17 protein-coding genes are annotated in these 25,794 nt (G+C 63.6%); 6 read left to right on the top strand and 11 right to left on the bottom strand.

The genetic code is table 11. From position 1 onward, the window contains the following. Window positions 1-33 precede the first annotated feature (33 nt). On the top strand, window positions 34-675 hold the full coding sequence (locus tag AC0C6X_RS07970; RefSeq protein WP_472952464.1) for a LysE family translocator: 642 nt from the start codon (window positions 34-36) through the stop codon (window positions 673-675). A 42-nt stretch (window positions 676-717) separates the two neighbouring features. Here AC0C6X_RS07970 and ispG read toward each other — a convergent pair whose 3' ends face one another. The 4 genes from ispG to AC0C6X_RS07950 form a co-directional block, all read right to left on the bottom strand. Continuing rightward, window positions 718-1,971 carry a flavodoxin-dependent (E)-4-hydroxy-3-methylbut-2-enyl-diphosphate synthase gene (gene ispG / locus AC0C6X_RS07965; RefSeq protein WP_173517879.1) on the bottom strand — a complete coding sequence of 418 codons (1,254 nt, stop codon included), beginning with the start codon at window positions 1,969-1,971 and terminating at the stop codon, window positions 718-720. 194 nt (window positions 1,972-2,165) lie between these two features. After that, on the bottom strand, window positions 2,166-3,350 hold the full coding sequence (locus AC0C6X_RS07960; RefSeq protein ID WP_247959380.1) for an MFS transporter: 1,185 nt from the start codon (window positions 3,348-3,350) through the stop codon (window positions 2,166-2,168). Window positions 3,351-3,379: 29 nt separating this feature from the next. After that, window positions 3,380-3,766, bottom strand: a complete 387-nt coding sequence (locus tag AC0C6X_RS07955) for a VOC family protein (protein WP_247959379.1) — start codon at window positions 3,764-3,766, stop codon at window positions 3,380-3,382. Further along, entirely contained in the window at window positions 3,763-4,545 is a 783-nt protein-coding gene (locus tag AC0C6X_RS07950) for a DeoR/GlpR family DNA-binding transcription regulator (RefSeq protein WP_173517881.1), read from the bottom strand. The genes AC0C6X_RS07955 and AC0C6X_RS07950 overlap by 4 nt, the downstream gene beginning before the upstream one ends. 93 nt (window positions 4,546-4,638) lie before the next feature. Here AC0C6X_RS07950 and AC0C6X_RS07945 point away from each other — a divergent pair, with 93 nt between their 5' ends. The 4 genes from AC0C6X_RS07945 (at window position 4,639) to AC0C6X_RS07930 (ending at window position 7,135) form a co-directional block, all read left to right on the top strand. Beyond that, window positions 4,639-4,821: a hypothetical protein gene (locus AC0C6X_RS07945; protein ID WP_472952460.1), complete on the top strand. Its 183-nt coding sequence runs from the start codon at window positions 4,639-4,641 to the stop codon at window positions 4,819-4,821. After that, on the top strand, window positions 4,818-5,591 hold the full coding sequence (locus AC0C6X_RS07940; RefSeq protein ID WP_472952459.1) for an amino acid ABC transporter substrate-binding protein: 774 nt from the start codon (window positions 4,818-4,820) through the stop codon (window positions 5,589-5,591). The genes AC0C6X_RS07945 and AC0C6X_RS07940 overlap by 4 nt, the downstream gene beginning before the upstream one ends. A gap of 105 nt (window positions 5,592-5,696) precedes the next feature. Continuing rightward, a complete protein-coding gene (locus tag AC0C6X_RS07935) occupies window positions 5,697-6,377 on the top strand; it encodes an amino acid ABC transporter permease (protein WP_247959376.1) in 681 nt (226 codons plus the stop codon). Continuing rightward, window positions 6,374-7,135 (top strand): amino acid ABC transporter ATP-binding protein, encoded by a 762-nt coding sequence (locus AC0C6X_RS07930; protein ID WP_472952457.1) that lies wholly within the window; start codon window positions 6,374-6,376, stop codon window positions 7,133-7,135. Before AC0C6X_RS07935 ends, AC0C6X_RS07930 begins: the two co-directional genes overlap by 4 nt. 196 nt (window positions 7,136-7,331) lie before the next feature. Here AC0C6X_RS07930 and pyc read toward each other — a convergent pair whose 3' ends face one another. Together pyc and AC0C6X_RS07920 are read right to left on the bottom strand one after the other, a co-directional pair. Next, window positions 7,332-10,790 (bottom strand): pyruvate carboxylase, encoded by a 3,459-nt coding sequence (gene pyc, locus AC0C6X_RS07925; protein WP_472952455.1) that lies wholly within the window; start codon window positions 10,788-10,790, stop codon window positions 7,332-7,334. A 118-nt stretch (window positions 10,791-10,908) separates the two neighbouring features. Continuing rightward, window positions 10,909-11,649, bottom strand: coding sequence for a helix-turn-helix transcriptional regulator (locus AC0C6X_RS07920; protein WP_173517887.1), 741 nt, complete (start codon window positions 11,647-11,649; stop codon window positions 10,909-10,911). 380 nt (window positions 11,650-12,029) lie between these two features. Here AC0C6X_RS07920 and AC0C6X_RS07915 point away from each other — a divergent pair, with 380 nt between their 5' ends. After that, window positions 12,030-13,787 (top strand): glucan ABC transporter ATP-binding protein/ permease, encoded by a 1,758-nt coding sequence (locus AC0C6X_RS07915; RefSeq protein ID WP_472952452.1) that lies wholly within the window; start codon window positions 12,030-12,032, stop codon window positions 13,785-13,787. A 65-nt stretch (window positions 13,788-13,852) separates the two neighbouring features. Here AC0C6X_RS07915 and AC0C6X_RS07910 read toward each other — a convergent pair whose 3' ends face one another. The 5 genes from AC0C6X_RS07910 to ndvB all read right to left on the bottom strand — a co-directional run bounded on the left by AC0C6X_RS07910 (window position 13,853) and on the right by ndvB (window position 25,670). Continuing rightward, window positions 13,853-14,458: a DNA-3-methyladenine glycosylase I gene (locus AC0C6X_RS07910; RefSeq protein WP_472952450.1), complete on the bottom strand. Its 606-nt coding sequence runs from the start codon at window positions 14,456-14,458 to the stop codon at window positions 13,853-13,855. Beyond that, window positions 14,455-14,748, bottom strand: coding sequence for a YciI family protein (locus tag AC0C6X_RS07905; protein WP_247959373.1), 294 nt, complete (start codon window positions 14,746-14,748; stop codon window positions 14,455-14,457). The genes AC0C6X_RS07910 and AC0C6X_RS07905 overlap by 4 nt, the downstream gene beginning before the upstream one ends. Window positions 14,749-14,761: 13 nt before the next feature. Beyond that, window positions 14,762-15,343, bottom strand: a complete 582-nt coding sequence (locus tag AC0C6X_RS07900) for a TetR/AcrR family transcriptional regulator (RefSeq protein WP_472952447.1) — start codon at window positions 15,341-15,343, stop codon at window positions 14,762-14,764. Between the two features lie 176 nt (window positions 15,344-15,519). Next, window positions 15,520-16,674 (bottom strand): OpgC family protein, encoded by a 1,155-nt coding sequence (locus AC0C6X_RS07895; protein ID WP_472952445.1) that lies wholly within the window; start codon window positions 16,672-16,674, stop codon window positions 15,520-15,522. 368 nt (window positions 16,675-17,042) lie between these two features. Continuing rightward, the gene (gene ndvB / locus AC0C6X_RS07890; protein WP_472952443.1) at window positions 17,043-25,670 is read right to left on the bottom strand and encodes a cyclic beta-(1,2)-glucan synthase; all 8,628 of its coding nucleotides are present in this window, start codon (window positions 25,668-25,670) and stop codon (window positions 17,043-17,045) included. Window positions 25,671-25,794 lie beyond the last annotated feature (124 nt).

Genomic DNA, 25,794 nt, shown 5'->3' with positions numbered 1-25,794 from the left:
TAGCTTCCGGCGACCGAGCCGGAGCTTTTTCGCATGTTCGACCCCACACCCTATCTGCCGCAGCTGCTCATCGCCTGGACCGCCTATCTGATCGGGACCGCCTCACCGGGACCGGCGATCCTGGCGATCATCACCACGTCGGTCAGCCAGGGGCGCAAGGCCGGCCTGGCGCTTGCCTTCGGCGTGCTCACCGGAAGCTACACCTGGGCGATGCTGACAGCGTCGGGCCTCTCGGCGCTGATCCGCGCCTATGACCAGGCGATCATCGTCCTGAAGATTGCCGGCGCCTGTTATCTCTTCTGGCTCGCCTATAACGCTCTGCGCGCCGCCATGTGCAGCGACAGGGGCGCGATCATGCCGGCGGCGAAGGTACAGACATCGTTGAAGCGGCTCTATCTCAAGGGGCTCGGCATCCACCTGACCAATCCGAAGGCGATCTTCTCCTGGATCATGCTGGTCTCGCTCGGCATGCCCGCGGGGGCGCCCGTCGGCATCACCGCCACCTTCATAGGCGGCTGCATGGTCCTCGGCCTGATGACCTTCTGCGGCTTCGCGATCGTGTTCTCGCTTTCGCCGGTGCACCGCGCCTATCTGAGATCCAAGCGGCTGATCGAAAGCCTGATGGCCGGCTTCTTCGCCTTTGCGGGGCTGAAATTGCTGACGTCGCGGCTTTAACTCCGAGGCCGTCCGGCGTCGGATTACCCCGAGCGAGCCCGTTTATTCGGCGGCCGCCTGGCCGCGGCCATAACGCTTCTCGATATAGTCGGAAACGAGCGTCTCGAAGTCGGCGGCAATGTTCGGACCGCGCAGCGTCATTGCCTTCTGGCCATCGATGAACACGGGCGCGGCCGGCATTTCGCCGGTGCCGGGGAGCGAGATGCCGATATCGGCATGTTTGCTTTCACCGGGACCGTTGACGATGCAGCCCATGACCGCGACCTTCAGGCCCTCGACGCCGGGATATTTCTCGCGCCAGACCGGCATGTTGCGGCGGATGTCGTCCTGGATCTTCTGGGCGAGTTCCTGGAACACGGTCGACGTCGTGCGTCCGCAGCCGGGACACGCGGCAACGACGGGAATGAATTGGCGGAAGCCCATGACCTGCAGTAGTTCCTGCGCCACCTGCACCTCGCGGGTGCGGTCGCCGCCGGGTTCCGGCGTCAGCGAAATGCGGATCGTGTCGCCGATGCCCTGCTGCATCAGGATGCCAAGCGAGGCAGAGGAGGCGACGATGCCCTTGGTGCCCATGCCGGCCTCGGTGAGGCCGAGATGCAGCGCGTGGTCGGAGCGGGCCGACAGCATGGCGTAGACGGCGATCAGATCCTGAACGCCGGAAACCTTGGCAGAGAGAATGATGCGGTTGCGCGGCAGGCCGATTTCCTCGGCAAGATCGGCCGACAGCAGCGCCGATTGCACGATCGTTTCGCGCGTCACCTGCTGGGCTGTCAGCGGAAAGCCGTTCGCCTGGTTCTCGTCCATCATCCGCGTCAGGAGTTCCTGGTCGAGCGAGCCCCAGTTGACGCCGATGCGCACTGGTTTGTCGTAGCGGATCGCCATCTCGACGATCTCGGCGAACTGCTTGTCCTTCTTGTCCTTGAAGCCGACATTGCCCGGATTGATGCGGTACTTCGCCAGCGCCTCGGCGCAGGCCGGATGATCGGCAAGCAGCTTGTGGCCGATGTAGTGGAAGTCACCGACGAGCGGCACGTCGAGACCGAGGCGCTCGAGCCGCTCGCGGATCTTCGGCACCGCGGCAGCACTTTCGTCGCGGTCGACGGTGATGCGCACCAGTTCCGAGCCGGCCTTGTGGAGAGCGGCCACCTGGGCCACGGTCGCATCGATATCGGCCGTGTCGGTGTTGGTCATCGACTGAACCACGACCGGTGCGCCGCCCCCGACGATGACACCGCCGACATCGACGGCAACGGAGGCACGGCGGGGCTGCGGTTCGAAATCGAAGGCGGAAGACATGAAGGCCTCTTCGTGGGTCATCTCAGGCGGAGCGGGTCGCGTACGGATACCGCAACGCTTTCCCTAATCAAGCTCCGGCTTTTCGCCCATCAGGTGGATGAGGAAAGCCTGCTTGTCAACGGCGACATCATGCCCTGACGGCGATTTGATGGCGGCCTTGCGCAGAACACGCTCGTCCGTGGCTCAATGGATCATTAGTGCCCTTTGGCGTGATCGGCGTGCGCGGCATTGTGCGATAGCAGCAGCACGACGATGAAGAGCAGCGGCACCGAGGTGAAGACGATGGCAAAGCCCGTGTGCTCGGCGACGAAACCAATCACCGACGGCGCGAACAGCATGCCCGAATAGCCCATGAAGGTCGCGACCGAGAGACCGATGCCCGGCTGCAGGCCCGGCATGTTGCCGGCGGCCGAAAAGGCGATCGGGACCATGTTTGAAATGCCGATACCGGCGATGGCGAAGCCGAGAATGGCGATGTAGGCGTTCGGCGCCATGCCCGCGAGGATCATGCCGATGAGCGCGGTCACCGTGCAGATGCGCAAGGTTCGCTTGGCGCCGAAACGATCGCGGACAAGGTCGCCGGCAAAACGCATGGTTGCCATGGTGGCGGAGAAGGCGGCGAAGCCGAAGCCGGAGAGCTCCACCGAGGCGCCGAGTTCGTTGCGCAGATAGAGCGCGCCCCAATCGAGAACCGTGCCCTCCGGCACCATCGAGAACAGCGCCATGATACCGATCAGCCAGGGAAGCGGCGTCATCGGCAGGCGCAGTTTTTCCTTCGCAGCGGCCGGATGCGGCTTGTCGGCAAGGATCATCGGCCAGGCAATCGCGATCAGCGTCAGGCAGATCAGTGTGACGACGAAGACATGTGGCAGCACGCCGAAATGCGCCATCAGGAAACCGCCGATGCCGGCGCCGATCAGGCCGCCAAGGCTCCAATAGGCATGGCAGGAGGACATGATCGCCCGGCGCATCGACTTTTCGACCTCGACGGCATTGGCGTTCATGGCGACGTCCATGGCTCCGACGAAACCGCCAAGCACGAACATGCCGATGGCCGCCATCCAGACGTTCGGAACGAGCGTAAGGAGCAAAAGCAAGGGTGACAGGATAATCGCCGTGACCTTCACCACCTTCTGCGAGCCGACGCGAGCGATGTAGCCACCGGCAATCGGCATCAGCACCAACGAGCCGATGCCGAACATCAGGATCAGGAGGCCGAGCACGCTTTCACTGATGCCGAGCCGGTCCTTGAACTCGGGGATCTTCGGCGCCCAGCTGCCGGTGACGAAGCCGTTCATCAGGAAGAGCAGCGAAACGGCCAGCCGGTTGCGGGTCATGTAGCCCTGACGGACGGTCGCGGTGGGAGAACGTTGGTCCATGGTCTTGCCTCAGTGCCGGACCGTCCGGCTCAAACTGTGATTTCGATCAGATTGCCATCGGGGTCACACAGAACCGCCTCGTAGAAGCCGTCGCCGGTCCAGCGCGGCTTTGCCACCAACAGGCCCTGGGCTTCAGCGCGCGCGGCCATGGCATCGACCGCCTGCTCGCTGCCGAGTGAAAGCGCCACATGGGCAAGGCCCGTGCGCTCTTCCTTGGGATCGCCCGGCGCAACCCAGGGGCCCTCCATGATCTCGATCGTCGGTCCGGCGCCGAGCGTCAGGAAGCGCGAACGAAAGCCCGGCCGCCGCCGACTTTCATAGACATCTCCGACCTCGGCCCCGAAGAACGTCGACCAGAAGCCGGCGATCGCATCGAGGTCCCGGGTCCACAGCGCCACATGGGCGATCGTCATCATCGGGTTCCTCCGGCCATCCTGACGTCCGCGCCCATCGCCTCGAATGCAGCACGGTGTTCCGCTGGAGCGTCTCCCTCCAGCACCAACGCCACCCTGTCGTCGATGTCGACGATCCCGTGCGCGGCTGCCGTCCCGAGTTTGTCGCTGGTTATGGCGACCACGAGGCGCCGGCTGCGCGACGCGATCAGCCGCTTGAATTCCGCGTCTTCGAAATGGATCGCCGTCAGGCCCGCCGCGGCATCGGCGCCGCAGGTGCCGAGGAAGCAGAGATCGGGTCTGAGCAATTCCGCATCGCGCTGTGCCCGCGCGCTGACCGCCGCACCGACCGCCCGGTTGAGCGGCCCACCCAGCAAGATGAGGTCGACGCCTGCTTTTTCCATCAGCGCCGCGGCAATCAGCGGCGTATTGGTGACGACGGTGACCGGCAGGTCCGGCTCGATCAGTTGCGCGATGGCGAGGTTGGTCGACCCCGCATCGAGAAACACGGTCATGCCCGGCTCGATCATACCGACGGCCGCGCGGGCGAGCGCTGCCTTGCGCTCCGGCGCCATGGCAATGCGCTCGCTCAGGGTGGAGTTCGCTGCGGGAACGACCGGAAGCGCGCCGCCATAGACCCGCTCGCAAAGGCCCGCCGCCGCCATTTCCCTGAGGTCGCGGCGGATCGTGTCCTCGGAGACGTTGAACTCGGCAGCAAGATCGGCCGCCAGAACCCGGCCGTGGGCTTTCAGCCGTTCCTGGATCAGCGTCTTTCGCTCACGAAGTAGGAGTTCGCCTGACATTTCATCAATCGTGCATAAACGTGCGTGAATCGCTACAAATGTGCATACCGACTTTTGAAACCGATTTCAAGTGCGCAAGACAGTCAAATCAGAATGGGTTGGGATTTCCGGAAAACCGTGCCTTCTGCGCCCAGCCAGCGCCGTTTTGAGGAAAAATCTTCATCAAAACGCTCGGGAATTGGTGTTTTATATGCTCAGATCGCTGATCTTTTATGCGATTGTCCGCTCAATCCGGACGACGGGCCGGACCAGAAAGAAGATGGAAAATCACGATGAAACTCCTCCCCACGCTGTTTGCCGCTGCTCTGATGCAGGTTGCCGCCCTTGCTTCCGCCGAAGCCGGTGAGAACCTCAATGCGATCAAGTCTGCCGGTGTGCTGAAGATCGGCACTGAGGGCACCTACGCTCCCTTCACCTATCACGACGCCTCCGGCGCGCTCGTCGGCTTCGACGTCGAGGTCGGCCAGGCGGTGGCCGAAAAGCTCGGCGTCAAGGCTGAATTCCTCGAAGGCAAGTGGGATGGCCTGATCGCCGGCCTCGATGCCAACCGCTACGACACGGTCATCAACCAGGTCGGCATCACCGAGGAGCGCAAGAAGAAGTACGACTTCTCCGAGCCCTACATCGCCTCGAAGGCCGTGCTGATCGTCAAGAGCGACAACGAAGAGATCAAGGACTTCGCCGATCTCAAGGGCAAGAAGGCGGCCCAGTCGCTGACCAGCAACTTCGGCAAGCTTGCGACCGCGTCCGGCGCCGAACTCGTCGGCACCGATGGCTTCGACCAGTCGATCCAGCTCGTGCTGACCGGCCGCGCCGATGCGACAATCAACGACAGCCTCTCCTTCCTCGACTTCAAGAAGAAGAAGCCCGATGCACCGGTAAAGATTGCTGCCGAGCAGGCCGATGCCGACTTCTCCGGCATCATCATCCGCAAGGACGAGCCGGAACTCCTGGAGGCGATCAACAAGGCGCTCGTCGAGATCAAGGCAGACGGCACCTACGACAAGATCTCGCAGAAGTACTTCGGCGCCGACGTCTCGAAGTAACTTCGTCCCGAGCACTTGGTCGGTTTCTCCGCCGACCGTTCTCGGCTATGAAAAGCGATCCGTTCCGGACCCCGGGGCGGATCGCGCTTTTTGAAAGGCCCGCCCTTGACCACCTGGCTCCCACTGATGCTGGAATCTCTGCCGTCCCTGCTCTGGGCCGGCCTGACCTTTACCATCCCGCTGACCCTACTTTCCTTCATCTTCGGTCTGATCCTCGGCCTCATCACGGCCGTGGCCCGTCTCTTCGGGCCGGCACCGGTTTCCTTGATCGCGCGCTTTTACGTCTGGGTGATCCGGGGCACGCCGTTGCTCGTCCAGCTCTTCGTGATCTTCTACGGGCTCCCCAGCGCCGGCATCCTACTCGATGCCTTCACCGCCGCCCTCATCGGCTTCTCCTTGAACGTCGGCGCCTATTCGTCCGAGATCATTCGCGCCGTCATCTCGTCGGTGCCGCGCGGGCAATGGGAAGCGGCCTATTCCATCGGCATGAGCTGGAGCCAGGCTATGCGCCGCACCATCCTGCCGCAGGCGACCCGCGTCGCCGTGCCGCCCTTGTCGAACACCTTCATTTCGCTGGTGAAGGACACGTCGCTTGCCGCGGCGATCACCGTGCCGGAGATGTTCCAGACCGCGCAGCGCATCGTCGCCACCACTTACGAGCCGCTGATCCTCTATATCGAGGCGGCGCTGATCTATCTTGCCATGAGCTCCGTGCTCTCCGCCCTGCAAGTGCGGCTGGAGCGCCGTTTCGCCCGCTATGGCGGCTTTCTGGAGGCACGCGCATGATCGAGCTCTCCCATATCGAAAAGCGCTTCGGCGACAATCTCGTGCTGAAGGATATCTCCGTGACGCTCGCCGAAGGCACGGTGACGGCGCTGGTCGGCCCGTCCGGCGGCGGCAAGAGCACACTGCTGCGCTGCATCAATCTCTTGGAGACCCCGACCTCCGGTTCGATCCGCCTCGGCGACGAGAGGATCGAGTTCTCTCCCGGCCACAAGATCGGCTGGGCGGCGACCCAGCGGCTGCGTCGGCAGACCGGCATGGTATTCCAGAATTTCCAGCTCTTTCCGCACCAGACTGCCCTCGGCAACGTCATGGAGGGCCTCGTCACCGTGCTGAAATGGCCGATCGAAAGGGCGAAGGCGCGCGCGATGGAACTCTTGGAAAAGGTCGGCATGGCGCACAAGGCCAATGCCTGGCCGGCGACGCTTTCGGGCGGCCAGCAGCAGCGTGTCGCGATCGCCCGGGCGCTCGCGCCTTCGCCGCGTGTGCTGCTCTGCGACGAGCCAACCTCCGCGCTCGACCCGGAACTGGCGGAGGAAGTGGTCGAGGTTCTGAGCCGGCTTGCCCGCGAGGGCACGACCATGGTGATGGCGACCCACGACCTCAGGCTTGCCTCGCGCGTTGCCGACAAGGTGATCTTTCTCGACGGCGGCGTCATCGTCGAAAGCGGTGCGCCGAAGACGATCTTCTCGGCCCCCGAACGCGAACGCACCAAGAAGTTCATCGCCTCGCTCAGCGCCCCACACGACTACGAGATTTGACGGCAGGGTCAGGCGACTGGTTTGCCCGGTCACGTCTGGTCGCAGGAGAAAAGCGGCATCCCTCTCGATCGTCATCCTCGGGCTTGATGTTCAGTCCGGAGAGATGGCCGAGCCGACCACTTCGACTGCAACCTCGCAAAAACAAAAACGGCCGGGCAAAAAAACCGGCCGTTTCCGTTTACAGGGGCAGAAGCCCTCAGGCGTCGAAAACGATCAGCAGGTCCTTGGCGTCGATCTGGTCGCCGGCGCGCACCAGCACTTCGGCGATCGTGCCGTCCTTCTCGGCATGCAACGCCGTCTCCATCTTCATCGCCTCGATCGAGAGCAGCACGTCGCCGGCCTTGACCGCCTGGCCGGCGCTGACGGCAACGGTCGAGATGACGCCCGGCATCGGTGCACCGAGATGGGCTGCATTGCCGCCCTCGGCCTTGCGGCGAATGGCGCTGGCGGCACTGCGGTTGCGATCCGGCACCTTGATCAGGCGCGGCTGGCCGTTCAGTTCGAAGAACACCTTGACCATGCCCTTCTCGTCCGGCTCGCTCTTCGCCTGGTGCAGGATCACCAGCGACTTGCCCTTCTCGATCTCCGGCTGCAACTCCTCGCCCGGCGCCAGCCCGTAGAAATAGGCCGGCGTCGGCAGGACGCTGACCGGACCGTAGGTGTCGGCGGCGACCGCATAGTCGGTGAAGACCTTCGGATACATCAGGTAGGAAGCGAACTCGAAGTCGTCGACCTTGCGCTCGAGCTTGTCCTCGATTGCCTTGCGCTCCGCATCGAGATCGGCCGGCGGCAGCAGCGAGCCCGGAACGGCGGTATAGGGCTTCTCACCCTTCAGCGCCTTCTTCTGCAGCGCTTCCGGCCAGCCGCCCGGGGGCTGGCCGAGATCGCCCTTCAGCATCGAGACGACCGAATCCGGGAAGGCGATGTCCTTCGCCGGGTTCTCGACGTCGGCGACGGTCAGGTCCTGGGAGACCATCATCAGCGCCATGTCGCCGACGACCTTCGAGGACGGCGTCACCTTGACGATGTCGCCGAACATCTGGTTGGCGTCGGCATAGGCCTGGGCGACACGGTGCCACTTGGTTTCGAGGCCGAGCGAACGCGCCTGCTCCTTGAGGTTGGTGAACTGGCCGCCCGGCATTTCGTGCAGGTACACTTCCGATGCCGGTCCCTTGAGGTCGCTTTCGAAGGCGGCGTACTGGTAACGCACCGCTTCCCAATAGAAGGAAATGCGACGGATCCATTCGGGGTCGAGCCCCGGATCACGCTCCGAGCCGCGAAGCGCCTCGACGATCGAGCCGAGGCAGGGCTGCGAGGTGTTGCCGGACAAGGCGTCCATCGCCGCATCGACCACGTCGACACCGGTTTCGACGGCAGCAAGGACGGTCGCGGCCGCGATGCCCGAGGTGTCGTGCGTATGGAAATGAATCGGCAGATCCGTCGCCTCGCGCAGCGCCTTGAAGAGCACACGCGCGGCCGCCGGCTTCAACAGGCCCGCCATGTCCTTGACGGCGATCATGTGCGCGCCGGCCTTTTCGAGCTCGGCCGCCAGCGCCGTGTAATACTTGAGATCGTATTTCGGGCGCGCCGAGTTCAGGATATCGCCGGTGTAGCAGATCGCCGCTTCGCAGATGCGGTTCTCTTCGGCAACGGCCTCCATCGACACCCGCATGTTGTCGACCCAGTTGAGGCAGTCGAAGACGCGGAAGACGTCGATGCCGCCCTTCGCCGCCTGGCGCACGAAGTATTTGACGACATTGTCCGGGTAATTCTTGTAGCCGACGCCGTTGGCACCGCGCAGAAGCATTTGCAGCAGCAGGTTCGGCGCGTCCTCGCGAATGCGGGCGAGGCGATCCCAGGGATCTTCGGTGAGGAAGCGCATGGAAACGTCGAAGGTCGCACCGCCCCAGCATTCCAGCGAGAAGAGCTGCGGCAGCGCGCGGGCATAGGTACCGGCGACACGGGCGATGTCGTGGGTGCGCATGCGGGTCGCAAGCAGCGACTGGTGACCGTCGCGCATTGTCGTATCGGTCAGGAACACCCGGCTTTCACCGCGCACCCACTCGGCGAACTTCTTCGGGCCGAGTTCGTCGAGCTTCTGCTTGGTACCGGCGGGAATTTCGCCTTGGATGAACGGCACGACGGGCTTGGCCGCGTCCGCCGGCGGCTTCGGGCGGCCCTTTGCCTCCGGATGGCCGTTGACCGTGACGTCGGCCAGATAGGTCAAGAGCTTCGTCGCGCGGTCCTGGCGCTTCACCTGCTGGAACAGTTCCGGCGTCGTGTCGATGAAGCGGGTCGTGTAGGTGTTATTGCGGAACTGCTCGTGGCCGATGATCGCCTCGAGGAAGGTGAGGTTGGTCGCCACACCGCGGATGCGGAATTCGCGCAGCGCCCGGTCCATGCGGCTGATCGCTTCCGCCGGCGTGCTGCCGGATGCCGTGACCTTGACCAGCAGCGGATCGTAGTAGCGGGTGATGTAGGCGCCGGTATAGGCCGTGCCGCCGTCGAGACGGATGCCGAAGCCGGCCGCCGAACGATAGCCGGTGATGCGGCCATAGTCCGGGATGAAGTTCTGCTCCGGATCTTCGGTGGTGATGCGGCACTGCAGCGCGTGGCCGTTGAGGTGGATGTCCGCCTGGTCAGGTACGCCCGATGCCGGTGTACCGATCGCCTCGCCGTCGAGGATGTGGATCTGCGCCTTGACGATGTCGATGCCGGTCACCACTTCGGTGACGGTGTGTTCGACCTGGATGCGCGGGTTCACCTCGATGAAATAGAATTTGCCGGTGTCGGCATCCATCAGATACTCGACCGTGCCGGCGCCGACATAGTTGGTCGCACGCGCGATCTTCAGCGAATAATTGGCAAGCTCCTGACGCTGCGCGTCGGAGAGATAGGGCGCCGGCGCGCGCTCGACGACCTTCTGGTTGCGGCGCTGGATCGAGCAGTCGCGCTCGAAGAGATGCACGACATTGCCGTGGGTATCACCGAGGATCTGGCTTTCGACGTGGCGGGCGCGCTCGACCAGCTTTTCGAGATAGACCTCGTCCTTGCCGAAGGCGGCCTTCGCCTCGCGCTTGGCTTCGGTTACCTCGCGGATCAGGTCCTTCGGGTCGCGGATGGCGCGCATGCCGCGGCCGCCGCCGCCCCAGGAGGCCTTGAGCATGACCGGATAGCCGATCTCGGCGGCAAGACGGTGGATTTCCTTTTCGTCGTCCGGCAGCGGATCGGTGGCCGGCACGACGGGCACGCCGACGGAAATGGCGAGGTTGCGCGCGGCGACCTTGTTGCCGAGCTGGCGCATCGTCTCCGGCCGCGGGCCGATGAAGGTGATGCCGGCGGCGTCACAGGCATCGACGAATTCCGGGCTTTCCGAAAGCAGGCCGTAGCCCGGATGGATGGCATCGGCGCCGGAAAGCTTGGCGACGCGGATCACCTCGTCGATCGACAGGTAGCTTTCGATCGGACCGAGGTCACGGGCAAGGTGCGGGCCGCGGCCGACTTGATAACTTTCGTCCGCTTTGAAGCGGTGCAGCGCCAGTTTGTCCTCTTCTGCCCATATCGCGACCGTTTTCAGACCGAGTTCGTTTGCAGCGCGGAAAACGCGGATGGCAATTTCAGAACGGTTGGCAACAAGGATCTTCGAGATAGGCAAGTCGGTCTCCTCAATGACTTGAAATTGCGGGAAATGCTGCACCCGCGAAATAAAGTATTAGCGAGTCACCGAGCAGAGCGCAATTTCAGATGCGACAGGAAACCGAACGCCTTTGACGTTAGGAAATCAACCCGAGCCGGAAGGCGATCGCCACGACGTGATGGCGGTTCTTGCCCTTCAGCTTCTCCTGGATGCCGTTCATGTACCAGTCGACCGTGTGGCTCGAAATGTCGAGCACCTTGCCGATGTCGTTCGAGGTCATGCCGTCGGCCAGATAGTTGAGCGCTTCCATTTCGCGCCGCGTCATCTGTACCTCGACGCGCGAGCCGAGCTCGGCCGAAACCTCGGGATCGCTCAGCTCCAGCAGCTTCCAGAACAGCCGCTTGGCGATGGCATCGAACAGGCTGATCTCGACGGGGCTCAGTTCGACGACACGACCACCGACCGTCAGGTTGCCGAGCAGGCCGCGCCGGCCGTGCACCGGGAAGATATAGCCATCATAGAGACCGTGGTTGCGGGCCTCGATCATCATGCTTTCCATGCGCTTGCGATGCGGATCGGAGCGGAAGGCAAACAGCGTGTCGCGCCAGCGAAAACCTCGCTGCGCATGGCCGAGATAGCGGATGGTCGGATCGATCACCACGAACTTCTTGCGGATATAGATCTGCGGCCAGCCTTCCGGCCAGCGACCGGCGAGCAGCAGCCGCAGCGGATTGTCATGCGGCTTCGGTTGCCGGACGACGCCGTAGTAGTCGAAGCCGCAGCGATCGAGCAGGCGCTCGAATTCCGGAATGATTTCCTCGCGAGTCTTCATCTCCTCCAGAAGCGCGAGAAACTGTACGAGCAGCGTAATGTTCATGGATCACCTTCCAGGTAGATGCATATGGTCGCATTTCCGAATCCGGACATAAAGGCACCGTTCAGCGACCATTCATGTTGCACCCGCGATAATCCGTCATACCACGCCCGGTCTTATGCGAAATATGCAAGAAATCGGAGTTGGCACGATAGATAGCAGACTATGAATATTCTCGCCAAGCTTCGGTTACGAGCGAAACGGGAAAACGAGTGGCTGTCCATACGTCCGGCTACGGCCTCCCTTGCCGCCTAAGACCGTCTCAGCGCGGCCCCGAATGTACAGCGGCGGACCAAGGTCCGCCAACCGTACATCGAGGACGCGGGTGCATCCGCCGCGGAAAGTCTGCGGCACCAAATCCGGTACCCGGAAGGGGTGAGACAGTGTCATTGTTCCAAGTGTATGCAAGAGCGCTCCAGTATCTTGCGGCTCACAAGTTTCGTGTCTCGGCGATCGTCCTCGCCAACGTCGTTCTGGCCATCATCACGATTGCCGAACCGGTCCTGTTCGGGCGCATCATCGACGCCATTTCGTCGAAGGGCGAAGTCACGCCCATGCTGCTCATGTGGGCAGGTCTCGGCGTGTTCAACACCGTCGCCTTCGTGCTTGTCGCCCGCGAGGCGGACCGGCTGGCCCATGGCCGCCGCGCCACGCTGCTGACGGAAGCCTTCGGCCGTATCGTTTCCATGCCGCTCGCATGGCATAGCCAGCGCGGCACGTCCAACGCGCTGCACACACTGCTGCGCGCCTGCGAAACCCTCTTCGGCCTCTGGCTCGAATTCATGCGCCAGCACCTGGCGACTGCCGTGGCGCTCGCGCTGCTCGTTCCGACCGCCTTTTCAATGGATGTACGCCTCTCGCTCGTGCTCGTCGTGCTCGGCGCGCTCTACGTGCTGATCAGCAAGGTCGTCCTGGCCCGCACCAAGGAAGGCCAGGCCTCGGTCGAGAACCATTACCATACGGTCTTCTCCCACGTCTCCGACGCCATCAGCAACGTCTCGGTCGTTCACAGCTACAACCGCATCGAGGCTGAAACCCGCGAGCTGAAGAAGTTCACCGAGCGGTTGATCTCCGCCCAGTTCCCGGTGCTCGACTGGTGGGCGCTGGCGAGCGCGCTGAACCGCGTCGCCTCCACCATTTCGATGATGGCGATCCTCGTCATCGGTACCGTGCTGGTACAGCGCGGCGAGCTCGGCGTCGGCGAAGTCATCGCCTTCATCGGCTTTGCCAACCTGCTGATCGGCCGTCTCGACCAGATGAAGGCCTTCGTGACGCAGATCTTCGAAGCCCGCGCCAAGCTCGAGGACTTCTTCAACCTCGAAGACGCCGTCCGCGAACGCGACGAGCCGGCGGGTGCGACCGAACTGCCGCCCGTCGTCGGTGAAGTCGAGTTCCGCAACGTCTCCTTCGACTTTGCCAACACGAACCAGGGCGTGCACGACGTCTCCTTCACCGCCAAGGCTGGCCAGACGGTCGCCATCGTCGGCCCGACGGGTGCCGGCAAGACGACCCTCGTCAACCTGCTGCAGCGCGTTCACGACCCGCGTGACGGCCAGATCCTGATCGACGGCAACGATATTTCGAAGGTCACGCGCAAGTCGCTGCGCCGCTCGATCGCCACAGTCTTCCAGGATGCGGGCCTGATGAACCGCTCGATCCAGGACAACATTCGCCTCGGCCGTGACGACGCAACGATCGAGGAAGTCATGGCGGCGGCCGAAGCCGCAGCCGCATGCGACTTCATCGAAAGCCGGACCAATGGTTACGACACGGTCGTCGGCGAGCGCGGCAACCGCCTGTCGGGCGGCGAACGCCAGCGTGTGGCGATTGCCCGCGCCATCCTCAAGAATGCGCCGATTCTGGTGCTCGACGAGGCGACCAGTGCGCTCGACGTCGAAACCGAAGCACGCGTCAAGGATGCGATCGATGCGCTGCGCAAGAACCGCACGACCTTCATCATCGCTCACCGCCTGTCGACGGTGCGCGAGGCCGACCTGGTGATCTTCATGGATCAGGGCCGGATCGTCGAAATGGGCGGCTTCAACGAGCTCAGCCAGAGCAACGGCCGCTTTGCAGCCCTGCTGCGCGCCAGCGGCATCCTGACGGACGAAGACGTCCGCATGAGCCATACGGCCGCGTAAGGCGCAAGGCGCTGCAGATGATACGAAAGCCCCGGGATAACCTCGGGGTTTTTTGTGGAAGGCCGTCACGACGGACGACGCAAACTCGCGCGCGCCCGATCGACTTCGGATCGCATGACGCAATCCTCTGCATGGTCGTTGACCAGGCCCATCGCCTGCATGAAAGCATAGACGGTGATGGGGCCGACGAATTTCCAGCCTCGCCTGCGCAGCTCCTTCGACAATGCCTCCGAGGCAGGTGAGGTCGAGCGGCTTTGCGGCCGCGCCTCGTCATCGACCGGCTCGAACCGCCAGACGAATGCTGCAAGCGAGCCCTCAGCCTCGACCAGCTCGCAGGCGCGTCGTGCATTATTGATGACAGCCTCGATCTTGCCGCGGTGCCGGACGATACCTGCATCCGCCATCAACCGCGTTACATCGGCCTCATCGAACAGTGCCACTTTGCGGAAATCGAAGCCGGCGAAAGCGGCCCGGAAACTCTCACGTTTGGCGAGGATGGTGCGCCAGCTCAGGCCCGATTGGAAGCTTTCGAGGCAAAGCTTCTCGAACAACCTGATGTCGTCCACGACCGGAACGCCCCATTCCTTGTCATGGTAGTCGAGAAACTCGGGCGCTGCGATACACCAGCGGCACCGAAGACGGCCGTCCAGCCCCATAACGCTGCCGCTCATGCCGGCGCCTTCAGGAAATCAAGAGCAGCAACGGTCCGCTTCGGGTCGATTTCGTAGGTTTCAACGGTTACGATCCCTTGGACGACGAACGGGTCGGCCGCTATGCGCGCGTCATAGGCCGCCCGGCTTTCCTGATGAGCGAGAATCGCGCCCCCAGCAGCCTGCTGCAGAGATCCCACGCAAAGGAACACGCCATCGGCGAAACCGCGTGCGATCCACTCATTGTGCGCCGCCATGAATTCGGGCGCAGCGGCGCGGTTTTCCGCGAATTTCAGGAAGGTAACGAACATCGGTGCTCCTTGGTCAACCGGGGTGGGAAAGGCTCGTCGCGTTCGCCATCCAGCGCTCGATCCCGGCGACTTCGCTGCAAATGAATGCCTCGTCGCGGAAAGCGGTCGCCATGACGGCCACGCCCTGCGACCACGCGAGCAGATGCAGCGCCAGCGCCTCCGCCTGGTCGCCGGCACCGAGGGCATGAAACTGTCCGGCGAGCCAGTCGCGGAACAAGCCGAGGATTTCGGTCGCCCGCTTCTGCGCCGCGTGATCAAGTTTGGCGAGCTCGGAGCAAAGCGTCCCGACCGGGCAGCCAAAGGTCATGATCTTCGCCCGGTTGGCGATCAGCATGTGGATGAAGGAGAGGATACGCTCGCGCGGGCCTTCCCCCTCGGCTTGCCAGCCATCGAGCATCGCGCGTGTGCGCTCCATGCGAAGGACGATCACCGCATCGAGTATGTCGTCCTTGGTCTTGAAGTGATGATAGAAATTCCCGCGCGAGATGCCTACCGCGGTCGCAATGTCGGCAAAGGATGTGGCCTCGAATCCACCTTCGTAAAAGAGGGCATCCGCCTTTTCGATGATCAGGTTGCGAGTGGATGCTATTGGCATGGATGTGCGACGTCCCGTTCGGCCGGAATTATTAGGACATTTGTCCTAGAGCGTCAATATGGGGCTCGAACAGGTCGCAGGCGCCGGGTCATTGGTCACTGCATGTCTTTCGCTTCGCGGCCGACACCATGAGGCGTCGGCGCGGGAAGAGCGGCGCGGACAGCGGCGGTGAACGGTCACGTCGCCCGCAGCGGCCTCGCCGTGGCAATGCCGCGCAGCCATTCGAGATAATAGCCATAGGCGAAATGCAGCCCGATGCCGACGAGCACGAACAAGCTGCCGAAGATCGGATTTCGCCCGGTGACGAACAGCAGCACCTGGCCGGACATCGCCAGAATCGTACCGAAGATGAAGATCGGCAGCGAATGCCGCCCGACCACGGCGAGCGGATGATCGCTGTCGAGTTTGGCAAGGTTGCTGATCCGAAGCGTCACGGCGATGACATAGGCGAGCGCCAGCACATGCAGCAACCGCGGTCCCGACAGGAAGGTCTTGTCGAAGCCGGTGAGCACCGCTGGAAGACCGAAGGAGAGGTCTATGCTCCAGAAGGAGAACAGTACCCAGACAGCCGAGACCGCGAGATAGGCGCAGCAAAGGACGAACAGCCAGCGCCATCGCGGCAGCGTTCCACCGCCACGCACGAAGGTCATCAGGACGATGCCGATGACGAACAGGAACTGCCAGGACCAGGGATTGAGGAACCAATAGCCTTCGTCAAGGAAGTTCGACGGCACGAATTTGAAGATGCCTGCGGCCAGCCACAGGGCGGCCGACAGCAATAGCAGCAGTTTCTTGCTGACGCCGTTCAGCCAGAGGATTCCCGGCAGCATCAAGAACAGCGCCGCATACATAGACAGGATGTTGTTGTAGCCGAGCTGGTGTCCCAAGAGCACCATGGCGACGATGCCCTGCTCGGTCTGCTCCACCATCGGACGGATATTGATCTCGCCGATCAAGTCCTGCCGGCCGAAATAGATCGCACCGCCGGCGAAGATCGCCAGCGTCACGATGCTGGTCATGATGTGGGCGATGTAAAGCGCCAGCGCCCGCCGCCAGATTTTCAGCGTCGTCGCCAGCCGTCCGCCGGCGGCGAATTTTCCGCCATAGGCGATCCCGACCGACAGGCCGGAGATCAGTACGAAGGCTTCGGCGGAATCGGAAAAGCCGAAGTTCTTGTGCGTCAGATATTCGAGATACTGTCCCGGAACGTGGTTGACGAAGATCGTCAGCAGACACAGCGCCCTGAACACGTCGAGGCGTGTGTCACGCTCCTTGGGAACCATTCGGACGGACGTCGGGGTGACGCCATCCTGAAATGTCTTTTGCAGCATGCGCTCCGTTTTCCAGGATTTGGCGCCCCTGCCCCATCCCTGTTGAAACGGGCACCGACACCTCGCCTTGTCGCGTGATGCCCGGCACCATGAACGAGAGCGAGATGACGATGTGCAGCGGCTTCCCGCCCGCATCCCGCTCTGGGGTGATCTAGAGCATCCCGCTCGCACGTGAAGTCACCGGACGCGGAAAAGACGCTCTAGCTTCAATGTATTAGAGCGTCCTTTGTGCGTTCGTCCGAACGCACGACGCTCCAAGGCACGACGCCCGGCCGTCGAGATCGTGCCGCCGGCACCTCCGCAAAGAAAAAACCGGCCTTGCCCTTGCGGGAACAAAGCCGGTCTCGTCCTGTCTTCAGTGCCGGCAGTTACAGCAAAATGCCTTCATGCGCGTTTTTTGTGACACTATTGTTTATGCTGACGATCGGCTCGCCACTTTTCTGGTCGCGCTGCACGGAAATCTTGTGCCGCGCGCCGTTGAGCGTCACCTCGGCGGAGTAGCCATCCCAGGCCGCCGGCAGCACCGGCCTGATGACTAGCTTGTCGCCCTGCCTGCGGATTCCGAGAATACCCTCGATGCCGACGCGATAGAGCCAACCGGCCGACCCGGTATACCAGGTCCAGCCGCCGCGTCCCGCGAGATCGCCTTCGCCATAGATGTCGGCGGCGACGACATAGGGCTCGACGCGGTAGTGCTCCGCCGCCTCCCGGCTTCCGGCATGCGAGACCGGGTTCAGCATCTGGAAGACGCGCCAGGCCTCCTCGGCCCTGCCCTGTTCGGCGAAGGCCAGCGCCACCCAGGTGGCCGCATGGGTATATTGCCCGCCATTCTCGCGCACGCCGGGCGGATAGGCCTTGATGTAGCCCGGATCCTGCGACGTCCGTTCGAGCGGCGGCGTAAACAGCCGGACGATATGCTGATCTGGATCAACGAGTTCGGCCATGACCGCGTCCATCGCCTTGAGCGAGCGCTGCTCGTCGCCTTCGCCCGAAAGCACGCTCCAGGACTGACCGATCGAATCGATCCGGCACTCGAGCGCCTCGCTCGTGCCGAGCGGTGTTCCGTCGTCGTAATAACCGCGACGATAGTAGTCGCCGTCCCAGCCGGCGGTATCGAGCGCCTTCTTCAGGGTTTCGAGATGCGACTCCCAGCGGGTGACGCGGGTCTGGTCCTTGCGCTCGCGCGCGTAAGGGAGGAAGCCACGCAGGGTGCCCGCGAGGAACCAGCCGAGCCAGGTGCTGGTGCCCTTGCCGGCAGCGCCGACCCGGTTCATGCCGTCGTTCCAGTCGCCGCCGAGGATCAACGGCAGGCCGTTCTTGCCGGTCCGCTTGATCGCGAGATCGAGCGCGCGAGCACAATGCTCGTAGACGTCGCCGACCTCCTCGGAGATTTCCGGCTTGTAGAAGGCGTCGTGCTGGCCCTCTTCGAGCGCCGGCCCGCTGATGAAGGCGATCTGTTCCGACAGGATGTCGGATGTGCCCGTCACCGAGCAGTAATGCGTGACGGCATGGGCGAGCCAGACGACGTCGTCGGAGATCATCGTGCGCACGCCGGCGCCGGTTCCCGGCAGCCACCAGTGCTGCACGTCACCCTCGACGAACTGGCGGGCCGCGGCGTTCAGGATCTGCGCCCGGGCAAGCTCCGGCCGGTGGATCAGGAAGGCCAGCGTGTCCTGCAACTGATCGCGGAAGCCGAAGGCACCACTCGCCTGATAGAAGGCGGAGCGTGCCATGATGCGGCAACCGAGGCTCTGATAGGGCAGCCAGTGGTTGATCATGGCGTCGAAAGCCGGATCCGGCGTTTCCACCTTCACGATATCGGTCAAATCGCGCCAGAACGTCTTTGCCGCGTCGAGCACCGTATCGAAGGCGGTCTCGCGCAGCTCACCGATGATGGCGCGAAGCTGATCCTCATTGTCGGCATCGCCGAGAATGAAGGTGACCTGCCGCTCGGCGCCGGGTTCGATCGTCAGATCGGACGCAACGACGGCGCAGGGATCGCCATCGACGTCGACGGAGCCGGAGAGGTCGGCGCCCGAAAGCACCGCCTGCGGCACGAGGATGCCGCCGAGCGAGCCGAGGAACTCCCGGCGGCTCGCGGTGTAGCCGGCGGCCTGGCCGCCATCGACAGTGAAGAAGGCGAACCGACCGGCATAGTCGATGCTATAGGGGTTGGTTGCGACCAATGCGGCTGCCTCCTCGTCCCACTTCGAGAGGATGAAGGGTGCCGAACGGGCGCGGTTGTTGCCGAGCACCCACTCGTTATAGCCGTAGAGCCTCAACCGCCGTGCCGTCGCGGCACGGTTCCGGATCGAGACCCGGATGAGCTTTGCCGGCAGGCTGCGGTGGACCGTATGGGTTGCCTCGATCTCGAGGCCGTCCTGGGTGCTGCGGAAGCTCGAATAGCCGAGCCCATGTGCGGTTTCGAAGACGACGGAGCGGCGACGCGAGAGCGACGCATAGGGCGTCGACACCGAACCGCTCTCCATGTCGCGGATGAAGATCGCTTCACCCGGGCGGTTGATGACCGTGTCGTTCGTCCACGGCGTCAACTGGTAATCGCGCGAGTTGCGGCTCCAGGAAAAGGCCGCCCCTTCCGCCGAAACGTGGAAGCCGAACTGCTCGTTGGAGATCACGTTGATCCAGGGCTGCGGCGTCGCTTCGCCGCCACGCAGGCGCACGACGTATTCGCGACCGCCTTCGGCAAAGCCGCCGAAACCGTTCCAGAAGGAAAGGCCGTCGCCCCTGATTTCCGCCGGGGCAACGCCCGTCTTCTCCTGCGGCGCCGCCAGCAGCGGTCCGACGAACCCGGTGCTCTTCTCGCTGCCCTTCACCGGCGCCGGCGAATAGAGCGAGTTGGCGCGGGCGATCTGATCGGAGATCGTGCCGTTGCGGGCATGGAACACGGCGCGCGAAGCCGACAGAAGCGTCGACCAGGTCTCCGCCTCCATCAAGTCGCGCCGCACCGAGAAGATGTGTTGGCGCGGGCCGTCCGAAAGACCGCGAAGCCTGAGGTTCTCGCACATGAAGTCGAGCGCGTGCTGCATATCCTGCGCATAGGACGAAGCCCGCTCGTTGATGATGACGAGGTCGGCGGTGATGCCGCGGGCACGCAGGTATTCCTGAGCGCGTAGCGCTTCACGCGCGATGCCGAGGTCGCCGTCGTCGTTGATACGGAGGCAGAAGATCGGATAGTCGCCCGAGATCGCCAGCGGCCAGAGCTTCGACTGGGAGTCGAGGCCGGCCTGCACCGTTGCCGTATCGGCACGCAGGTGCATGTCCGGATAGACGAGATAGCGGCCGAGCATCTGGAAGCTCGCCGCCTCCTGCGAAGTCACGCCGACATGGCGCATCTGCACCTGGCTGCGGGTCCAGGCGTGGATGAGCTCCTGGTTGAAGGTCTCCGGATGGCGGTAGCGGTCGATCGCCCGATCGACCTCCTCGCGGTTCGGCGCAGCGATCGTCCAGAAGACGACGCTGACCTTCTTGCCGGCGGGCACGCGGACGACGCGGCGCAGCGACATGATCGGATCGAGGGTAAAACCATCGGTTCCTGAAAGCACCGCATCCGTATCGAAGGCGGCCGCTTCGGCAAGCGTCCGGCCCGGGCCGATGAAGCGGCGACGGTCGGTCTCCGCTTCCGTATGGCGATCGCTGCCGGCATTGTCGGTGACGAGATGCGCCACTTCCATGTCCGGGTCGCTGGCGCTGCGCTTGTTGCGGCTGACACGGATGACGTCGCCACGGCGGCTGATCTCCGTGCGCACGAACATCTTCGAGAAGGCCGGATGCGCGCTGTCGGCCTCGTCGGTCGAAAGCACCGGCTCGGCATAGGAAGTCACTTCGATGAAACGATCCTGGGCGCCGGTATTGAGCAGGATGACCCGGCGGCCTTCCGCGTCGTGTTCGGTGGCGACGATGCACTCCACTTCGCTGGTGAGATCGCCGACCGTCTTGACGAATTCGGCCTTGTCGTCGCCGAAGCGGGTCAGCACCTTCTCGCCGGCGGCGCGGCGCGGCTCCGATGTCGCCGACCACCAATCGCCGGTGGTCGTGTCGCGCAGGAAGATGAAGGTTCCGGTGCGGTCCTCGACCGGATCCGGCTTCCAGCGGGTGACGGACTGGCCGTTCCAGCGGGCGTAACCGGCACCATTGGCAGTCAGCATGATCGAGTAGTGACCGTTGGAGAGGAACACGGTCTCACGGTCCTGCGCCAGCGGGTTCTCGATGATGCGGACTTCCGGACGCAGGAGATCGTCCTGGCCCTTGCCGACCGATTCCGGCTCGCGCTTGGCATTCATGATCGGGATGTCGCGCGGCGCCTTTTCCTGCAGCAGGAGTTCGGCGGCCTCGATCACCGGGTCGGCGTGGAACCACTCGCGCAGGCGGCCATTGAAGACGACGTTGGCGACGGCCGCGATCGACATGCCATGGTGGTGCGCATAGTAGTTGCGCACGACCGCGCATTTCTGGCCTTCGGGCACGCGCGTCGGCGTGAAGTCGACGGCATCGTGGAAGCCGTAGGCGCCGAGCGCGCCGACCTCGCGCAGACGGCCGAGGTTGGCGAGCGCCGATTTCGGATCGTACATGCAGGCAAGGATCGAGGCGTAGGGCGCGATGACCGCGTTCTGGCCGAGGCCGCGCTTCAGGCCGAGCGTCGGCACACCGAAGTTGGTGTACTGGTAGGTGAGTTCGTGGTCGCGCGCATTGAACGCGGCTTCCGAAATGCCCCAGGGCGTGCCGAGGCGGCGGCCGTGGTTGATCTGCTCCTTCACCACCAGATTGTTGGTCTGGTTGAGGATGCCGCCCTGCCGCTCCTGCATGACCAACGGCGGCATCAGATATTCGAACATCGAGCCCGACCAGGAGATCAGCGCGCCGCGCGCGCCGATCGGCACGATCGGACGGCCGAGCTTGTACCAGTGCTCGGTCGGCAGGTCGCCCTTGGCGATGGCAAACAGGCTGGTGAGACGGGCTTCCGAGGCGAGAAGGTCGTAGCAGGCCTCGTCGAGTTCGTTGGCGTTGACCCGGAAGCCGATCGACAGCAGGCGCCGCTCCGGCCGGAACAGGAAGCTGAAATCCATCGAGAAGGCGATGTCGCGGGCGCGGTCCTTCAGCACCAGCAGGCGCTGGCGCAGCGATTCGATCGCACTAAGGTCGAAGACACCGTCGGCAATATGGGCTTCACAGGTACTGACCAGTGCGTTTGCCCATTTCGTCACTTCCGTGCTTTGCGGCGTGCGCACCTCATGGTCGAGGTTGACGGTGAGCTTGTGCATGTCGCGCGCCAGCACGGCGAGGTTGATCACCCGGATCGACGCGAACTCGCGCTCGCGCTTGACTGCAGCAAGAGCGTTCTGGAAGCCGACGATGCGTTCCTCGATCAGGCGGCGCAGCGGCCGGACCGTCTTGCGGTCGTCGGGCAGCTCGCGCAGCACCTCCTCGAGGATCGCGACGACGTCGCCGATGCCGTCCAGGCTGCCCTGGACATGCGCCGAGGGGGCCTCGGCCCAGTCGCGGCACATCGACGATACGGCGATCAGGTGACCGGCAAGGTTGCCGCTGTCGACCGACGAGATGTAGCGCGGCTCCATCGTGTCGAGCGTGTTCGTCCGATACCAGTTGAACAGATGGCCGCGATACTTCGGCATCCGGTCGATGGTGGCGATCGTCTGCTCCAGCCGGTTGATCGTCTCCTCGAAGCCGATCCAGCCGAAATCGCGCGCCGACATCACCGACAGCAGGTAGACGCCGATATTGGTCGGCGAGGTGCGCTCGGCCAGAACCGGCTGCGGCGTTTCCTGGAAGTTGTCCGGCGGCAGGAAGTGCTGCTCGGCGGTGACGAAGGTCTCGAAATAACGCCAGGTGCGACGCGCAATCAGGCGCATCTCGTCGATTGCCTCGTCGGAGACGACGAGCTGGTCCTCGGTTTCGGCCGACTGGCTGACGAACCAGGCAACGGCAGGCGACAGCGCCCAGAGCAGCGCGAAGGGAATGCCGATGAACGGCAGGCCGGTGTCGGAGACCGCGGCAAGTGCCAGCGAAAGCGCCGAAAGCGCCGGCGCGATCCACATGGCGCGATAGTAATCGCCGATCGTGCCGTGGCCGGCACTCTGCACCTGCGCCGCCGTACGCCATTCGAGCATCAGCTTGCCGCTGACGAAGGTGCGGTAAAGCGAGCGCACGATCGCGTCACCCATCATCGCCGCATTGTGGGCAATGAAGACGATGCGCAGCGCCACTTGCGCATTGGCGGCACGGATTTCGGTGAGCACGGCGTGAAGGTGGGCGCGAGCGACAATGTCGTTGCGGCGCGGCAGGAGGCCGTTGATCAGCGACAGAGTCGGAGCCACGAACAAGCTGAAGATCAGCACGATCTGCCAGATCAACGCTTCCGCCGGCTCCATATAGTACCAGCCCATGACCGAGGCGACGAGCCAGGCAAGCGGGATCAGCGAGCGGCGCAGGTTATCATACATCTTCCAGCGGCCGAGCATCGACAGCCCGTTCGAGAAGTTGAAGATGTAGGGCAGGAGCTGCCAGTCGCCGCGCGCCCAGCGATGCTGGCGCGACATCTCGACCTCATAGCGGGTCGGGAAATCCTCGACGAGCTCGACGTCGGTCACCAGCGCGCAGCGCACATAGGAGCCTTCGAGCAGGTCGTGGCTGAGAACGGCGTTTTCCTGGATCCGGCCCTTCAGCGCCGCCTCGAAGGCGTCGACATGGTAGAGGCCCTTGCCGGTGAAGCTGCCTTCGCCGGCGATGTCCTGGTAGACGTCGGAAACGGTGAAGACATAGGGGTCGATGCCGCGGTTGGCCGAGAAGATGCGTTGGAAGGCCGAGGCTTCGCTGCCCGTGGTCAGCGACGGCGTCACGCGCGGCTGCAGCAGGCTGTAGCCGGCGATTACCTTCTGCGTCTTAGGGTCGACCACCGGGCGGTTGATCGGATGGCAGATCTTGCCGACGAGCTTCGTCACCGCATCGCGCATCAGGCGCGTGTCGGAATCGAGCGTCATGACGTACTGGACGTTGTCCGGCACCGTGTTGGCGCCCTGCAGGAATGAGGTGTCGCGGTCGCCGCGAAGCAGCATGTTCAGCTCGTGCAGCTTGCCGCGCTTGCGCTCCCATCCCATCCACACGCCTTCCTGTTCGTTGAACAGGCGGCGGCGATGCAGGAGGTAGAAGCGCGTCTTGCCGTCATAGGCGTAGCGCGCCGAAAGCTGGGCAATCTCGCGCTTGGCGTAGTCGAGCACGTCGGAATCGGTGCTCGACTCCTCCACCTTGCTGTCCGCCCAATCGCTCAAAAGCGCGAAGTAGATCTCGCCACGCGGATTGGCCAGATAATGTACCTCGAGATTACGCACGAGTTCGTCGACATGGTCGCGCTTGGCGATCAGGCAGGGCACGACGACGAGGGTGCGGGCATGCTCGGGAATCCCGTCGAGGAATTCGTAGCCGACAAGTCGCGATGGTTTGACGAACAGCGTCACCAGCGTGTTGAACAGGCCCATCGCGCCTTCCGAAGCCGGAAGCGCGAAAAGAAGCAGCATGATCAGCTTCGCGCCGTTCGGAATGTCCATCGGGCTGACGAAGGAAAAGACGGCGATCATCGCCAGGATGGTCAAGAGGATGTTCGGTCCGGCGATCGCGAACCAGTCGAGCTTTCGGCTGATACGGATGATCGTCTGCAGCAGCGAGGGTCGGTAGCCGATCCTCTTCTCGAGCATCTTCCGCTGCTTGCCGACGAGGAAGGAACCGACATTCGGCTCCTGCAGCGGCGCTTCGGTCGCGGCCGCGGCCTCCGCCTCGCGCACCATCTCGATGGCGATCTGCGTCACCTCGTATTCGCTGTGACCGGAGCGGCGAGCCAGCTTCTCGATCGTATCGCGATACTTGTTGCGCGAGCCGAAATCGAGCGCTGCATAGTCGGAGCCCTCGCGCAGCGCCGCATCGATCTTGCTGACGCTTTCGAACCAGACGGCCCAATCGGTGTCGTCGACTTCGCGCAGGCTGCGGATGATGTTGCTCATCGTCGCGTTACCGGACGACAGGCGGTTCTGCTCCGCGACCAGCGCGTTCTCAACGTCGCTGCCGCGGTTCTCGAGCTGCTCCTCGATCCAGCCGATGACGGCGCCCGAAGTCTGCGAGCCGTCGCGCATGCGGTAAAGCAGTTGCGCGACGAAGGTGTTGTCGGCGGCCAGAGCTTCCGACTCGGCCAGCAGTGCCCGACATTTTTCCGGATCGTTCAGGCGGATGATCTGGTCGGCGACATCGTTTGCCTTGCGGCGCATGCCGCGCGAGCGTTCGACGCGGATGGCGATCCGGCGAAGATTTTCGATCAGCACGAAGCGCAGTATCGACGGCAGCGCCCAAAGTTCGCCGATCTTGAAGGTCTCGTGCTTCTGGAAGCCCTCGACCATCGCCGTGATGCTTTCTCGCGTCACCGTGCTGTGCGTGTGGGCGACATAGAGCCAGGCGAGCGCCATGGTGCGCGGAATCACCGTGCCCGAAACCGGGAGCGTCGGAAGCTGGCGATAGAACCGGCGCGGGAAGTCGCGCCGGACTTCCTGGATCGCTTCTTCGACGACATGGTGGTTGTCGAGCAGCCACTCGGCGGCCGGCGTTATCGTCGCCCCGGCCTCCACGTCGGCGGCCGTCGCCCGGTAGACGCGCAGGATCTCGTTCTCGTTTTCACGATGCCGCGGGCGGAACTCGAACGGGAAGAAACCCGGCAGCGCGGAAGCGCCCTTCAATGCGAGATCCTCGCCGCATTGCCGGAGGTCCTCCATCGAGAAGAAGGTGGCGCGGATCGAATCATTGTAGTCGATCTGCTTTGCTTCCGGTTCGCGCGGAGAGGTGGGCGGCGTAGTTTGAAGCTGCATGGGTACGGGTTCTGAATCCAGCCGGGGTTGATCGGCCCGGTCCTCGTTGGGTTGCCGGGTTGGCTGCGGACCTGAGAATTCAGGCTGAGCCGGCGCGTTGCTAGACACGGTCATGTGTCCTCCCATCCACCGTCAATTCCCGCATGTGGGGAACTGGCGGTAACAGGCACCGCCCTCGACTGGGCATCGGAGATCGCAAAGCCGGCGGCGCATTGGTTTTCAAGGCCGCGTGATGCAT

This window comes from Ensifer sp. VA4 (assembly GCF_055710065.1).
The sequence above is the reverse complement of the archived record's forward strand: the minus strand, read 5'-3'. Positions and strand labels throughout refer to the sequence as shown.